Origin of the sequence: Microbacterium sp., from assembly GCF_035554235.1 — a bacterium.
In the GTDB taxonomy this organism is placed as follows: Bacteria; Actinomycetota; Actinomycetes; order Actinomycetales; family Microbacteriaceae; genus Microbacterium.
In genome coordinates, this window is the sequence record NZ_DATMIO010000269.1 from 1 (window position 1) to 4,020 (window position 4,020).

A 4,020-nucleotide genomic window follows, 5' to 3' on the forward strand; every position below is an offset into this window, starting at 1 on the left:
CGCGTTTTCACCGGAAACATGACCGGAAACATCGTCATCCTCGGGATGGGGCTGGCGGGAGCCGACGGCCTGCCCATCGTCGGTCCGGCCGTGGCGCTCTTCGCGTTCGTCGGCGGCGTGATCATCGCGGGCGCGGCACTCCGGGGCGCCCGCTCCGGGTGGACGCCCCGCGCCACCATCCTCCTCGGACTCGTCGCGGCATTTCTGGTCGCGGCCTTGGTCCCGGCACTCGTGAACGACGCCGGGACACTGTTGCCCATGCTGGTCGCCACGGCTCTCCTGGGACTTGCGATGGGCGTTCAGGCGGGGGTGGCCAGGCACATCGCCGTGGCCGATGTCACCACCGTCGTGGTGACATCCACGCTGGTTTCCCTCGCGTACGAGTCCTACCTCGGCAAGAGCGTTCCGCAGCGATGGGCGAGACGCGCCCTCGCCATCGTCATCCTGATCGCGGGCGCAGCCGTGGGGGCCCTGCTCCTGCGACTGGGACTCGCGTGGGGGATCGGCGCTGCCGCGGCCCTCACCGCCGGCGTTGCGCTCGTCGGCGCCGTAAGCCGGCATCCACCCGCCCGGTCGCCGAAAGGCTCAGATGGAGCGGTGACGCGATAGCCCGAAGTGTTGCACGGCTCTTGACGTTTCGATCCGATACGTATAGTAAAGGGATTGCGTTGTCGAGTTCCCCTGTCCGCATCCGCCCGGATGCGGCGCCATCGAACAGTGAGGTTCGTGATTCATGACTACAACTACGCCCACACCCCGGACTCTGGCGGAGTTCACCGACTCGGTTGGCCTCACATGGCGCCAATGGCTCTATTTCAGCCTCATCACACTCGTGCTCCTGACCGACGGGATGGACGTCACGATCGTGAGCCACATCTTCCCTTCGCTCGTTCGGGAATGGGGAGTGAGCATCGGGGGTGGCATCGCGCTCGTCGTCAGCGGCGGCTTCGTCGCCATGGGACTCGGCGCCCTCGTCGCCGGTCGCCTCTCTGACATCTGGGGCCGACGGATCGTGATCATCGGCGCGACGTCGACCTTCGCCGTCGGCACCGCCCTGGGGGCGACATCCGGCGACTTCTCCGCCTTCGTGGCGTGGCGCCTGCTCGCGTGCCTGGGAATGGGTGCGGCGATGGCTTCGGGCAGCACGCTCCTCGCCGACCTGGTGCCGGCGAAGCGACGTTCGGCCATGCTCGCGGCGGCGTATGCCGGAGTCGGCCTTGGGACCACGGTCGGCGCGGTGCTGGCGGGGTTCCTCATTCCCACCTCTGGCTGGCGCACCCTTCTCTTCGTGGCCGGGATCATTCCCCTCGCTGTCATCGTCGTGGTCGCGTTCGTCGTGCCCGAATCGCCCGCGTTCTATGCAGCTCGCGGGGCCGTCGATAAGGCCCAGCGAGTCTTGCGGCGCCTCGCGCCCGCCGAGAAGCTCGTCAACATCGAGCTGGTGCCGCCCGTGAAACGGAACGCGCGCGAAGAGCTGGGCATGATCTTGAGAAAGCCCTTTGCAATCAGCACCGTGCTGCTCTGGCTCTTCGGGTTCTTCTCGCTGGGCGTCCAACTGCTGATCGCCCAGTACCTTCCCACCCTGCTCCAGTTGCCGGCTCCTGGTATGGACACTGTGCAGAGCAGTACCATCGTCGGCCTCTACGGACTCGCGGGCGTCGTCGGAAGCCTCCTGCTGGGCGCGGTGCTCGTGAGGGTGTCCCGGTTCCTGATCATCGGGATACTGCTGGTCGTGTCCGCGGGCATGGTGCTGGTCATCGGCTTCTTCCCGAACCCGACCTTTGGCGCACTGCTGATGATCTTCGCGCTCGCGGGCCTCATTCTGCCGGCGACGATGGGACCAACGCGGTCCGTGCTCGCGGCGGCGGCGTACCCGACCAGGATCCGCGGAGCGGGAGTGGGCACGACGGAGTTCGGGGCACGCGTGGGCTCCGCCTTCGGCGGCGCGGCAGGCGGGATGCTGATCGGGGCCGGGCTCGGACTCTCGGGCCTCTTCCTCACGATTCTGATCCCGATCGGTGTTCTGCTCGTCACGCTCGGGGGTCTGAAGGTGCAAGCCCGGCTCACGGGGGCGGACTCGCGCGCCGGATACAAGGAGGAGCTGGCGCCCGTGGTCACCACGCACGTGCCGGTCGCCGAGAACGCGCAGAGCGCCGGCTAGCGTGCCGATGCCGGTCGACGCCTCCGCGGGGGCAACCATCTCCGCCACGGTTCAGGCGCTGCTGACGACCGATCGATCGCTGGCCCCCCTCGGGATTCAGGTGCTCTCGGCGGGAGAGGATCAGGCCGTAGCGCGGATGGAGATCCAGACCGACATGGCGAAGGGGCAGCTGATCGCGCACGGCGGTCTCATCTTCACCCTCGCCGACACCGCCTTCATCTGCGCGTGCGCCAAGGACGGCCAGCCAGCGGTGACGACGTCGGCGTCGATCGTCCATCTCGCCCCAGCCCACGTGGGCGACGTGCTGACGGCGCGGGCAGAGGTGCGCCATCGCATCGGAAGGCTCGCGCACTGTGATGTGACGGTGTTCTCACATCGCGAGGTGGTGGCGGAGTTTCGCGGGAGCGCGATCCAGGTCGCCGCGAAGCAGTAGGGCGCGCGAGAGATCGCGCGCCCTACCATCGCGGTTCCGACTCAGCGGTCGGGGTTGTCGGTGACCTTTTGGAAGTAGGGTGCGGGGGCTACCGTGACCCGGATCTCTCGCACGACCTTTGCGTCGGAGTTCGCCGTCTGGACGTCGGGATTGCCCCACAGCAGGACGAGCTGCGTCCCCGGCTCGGAGTGGGCGATCTCCACCACAGCGGTAGAGATGACGTGGCCCGCATTGTCGCTGTAGGAACTCCACTGAGAGACGCCGACCTGCCGACCTTCGGTGTCCTGCACAGTGTCGGCGGGGTGCCACGCGTAGTGCGGAACCGGGATCGACAGGGTCTGTGCCTGCCGCTCACCGAACAGCGATGCGGCCACCGTCGCCGCGACATCCTCGTCGTTCCATTCCAGGGTGACTTTCCGGCGTCGCGGATTGTCCGCCTTCTCGCGGAGCGCCGCGCGACCCACGAAGTCGCGGCTCCAGTCCACTAGATGCCCGTACCCCGCCTCGATCGGATCGATGTAGTAGTCCTCGACCTTTGTCGACGTCATGCTGCCGCCGAGAGAACCGAGCGCGGCAAGGGGGAAGGGGCCGAGCCACTCGCGGAACTCCTTCAACTCCGGCGCGGTGTAGATCGCGGCCAGAGGTATGGGCATCCAGCTCGACTCCTGGCTGGAGGTGCCGTACGCGAGCGCACCGACCTTGCGCATGGCGTACTTCCGTCCGGCATCCTCGATCGCCGCCCGCACGACTTGCTGATCGTCCCAGGCCCCGTAGATCTCGAATCCAGGGGTACCTGCCATGCCATGCCGCAGCGCACGCACCTTCTTGCCTGCGATCTCCAGCTCGCCGATGTGGAAGAACTTGATCGACGGCAGGTTGCCGCCCACCAGTTCCGTTACGAGGTCGACGGCCTGCGGACCTTGAAGCTGGATGCGGAAGACGTCGCGCGGGGCGGAAGCGGTGTACCAGGGCGGGTCGACCGTGGCCGAAACATCGTACGTGGAGCTCTCGAGGTTGAACTGGATCCAATCGTGGTCGCCGACGATGCGGTAGAAGTCCTCCTCCTCGTGAAAGATGATGGCATCCGTGATGAGGTTCCCATCGGGAGCGGCGACAACGAGCTGCTTCGCGCGCAGAACGGGGAACGGGTCGAGCTTGTTGATGGCGAACTTCTCGAGGAACGGGATGACCTCGGTGCCGCGGAGGTGGAGCTCGGGCATGTGGTACGACAGCTCCAGGAGAGCGACGCCGTTCAGCCACGCCCGCTGCTCGTCGCGCCAGGAGGAGTACTCGGTCGGGTACCCGGGCGGGGCCCATCGCGCGAGCGGCGCGTTGCGGAGCAGATTCATCACACCGCCGGACTGCTGGATCAGCGTCTCGAGGCTGGGCTCATGATTTGCGTCTGACATGTTTCTCCTTTGAACCA

General features: G+C 66.9%; 4 protein-coding genes. 3 read left to right on the plus strand and 1 reads right to left on the minus strand.

Annotation, left to right across the window (positions count from 1 at the left end; genetic code table 11):
- From VNT50_RS13530 to VNT50_RS13540, 3 genes are all read left to right on the plus strand, one after another.
- The coding region (locus VNT50_RS13530; protein ID WP_325485634.1) for a YoaK family protein at nucleotides 1-609 on the plus strand (609 nt) is incomplete at its 5' end.
- A gap of 124 nt (nucleotides 610-733) precedes the next feature.
- Nucleotides 734-2,161, plus strand: coding sequence for an MFS transporter (locus VNT50_RS13535; protein ID WP_325485635.1), 1,428 nt, complete (start codon nucleotides 734-736; stop codon nucleotides 2,159-2,161).
- Between the two features lie 7 nt (nucleotides 2,162-2,168).
- The gene (locus VNT50_RS13540; protein WP_325485636.1) at nucleotides 2,169-2,594 is read left to right on the plus strand and encodes a thioesterase, FlK family; all 426 of its coding nucleotides are present in this window, start codon (nucleotides 2,169-2,171) and stop codon (nucleotides 2,592-2,594) included.
- A 41-nt stretch (nucleotides 2,595-2,635) separates the two neighbouring features.
- On the opposite strand, the gene VNT50_RS13545 is transcribed toward VNT50_RS13540, so the two are convergent.
- On the minus strand, nucleotides 2,636-4,003 hold the full coding sequence (locus VNT50_RS13545) for an aminomethyl transferase family protein (RefSeq protein WP_325485637.1): 1,368 nt from the start codon (nucleotides 4,001-4,003) through the stop codon (nucleotides 2,636-2,638).
- Nucleotides 4,004-4,020: the final 17 nt, after the last annotated feature.

What these genes read in the sequence shown, in the direction of transcription:
- VNT50_RS13535 (WP_325485635.1), top strand. Translation starts at nt 734, where the DNA reads ATGACTACAACTACGCCCACACCCCGGACTCTGGCGGAGTTCACCGAC.
- VNT50_RS13540 (WP_325485636.1), top strand. Translation starts at nt 2,169, where the DNA reads ATGCCGGTCGACGCCTCCGCGGGGGCAACCATCTCCGCCACGGTTCAG.
- VNT50_RS13545 (WP_325485637.1), bottom strand. Translation starts at nt 4,003, where the DNA reads ATGTCAGACGCAAATCATGAGCCCAGCCTCGAGACGCTGATCCAGCAG.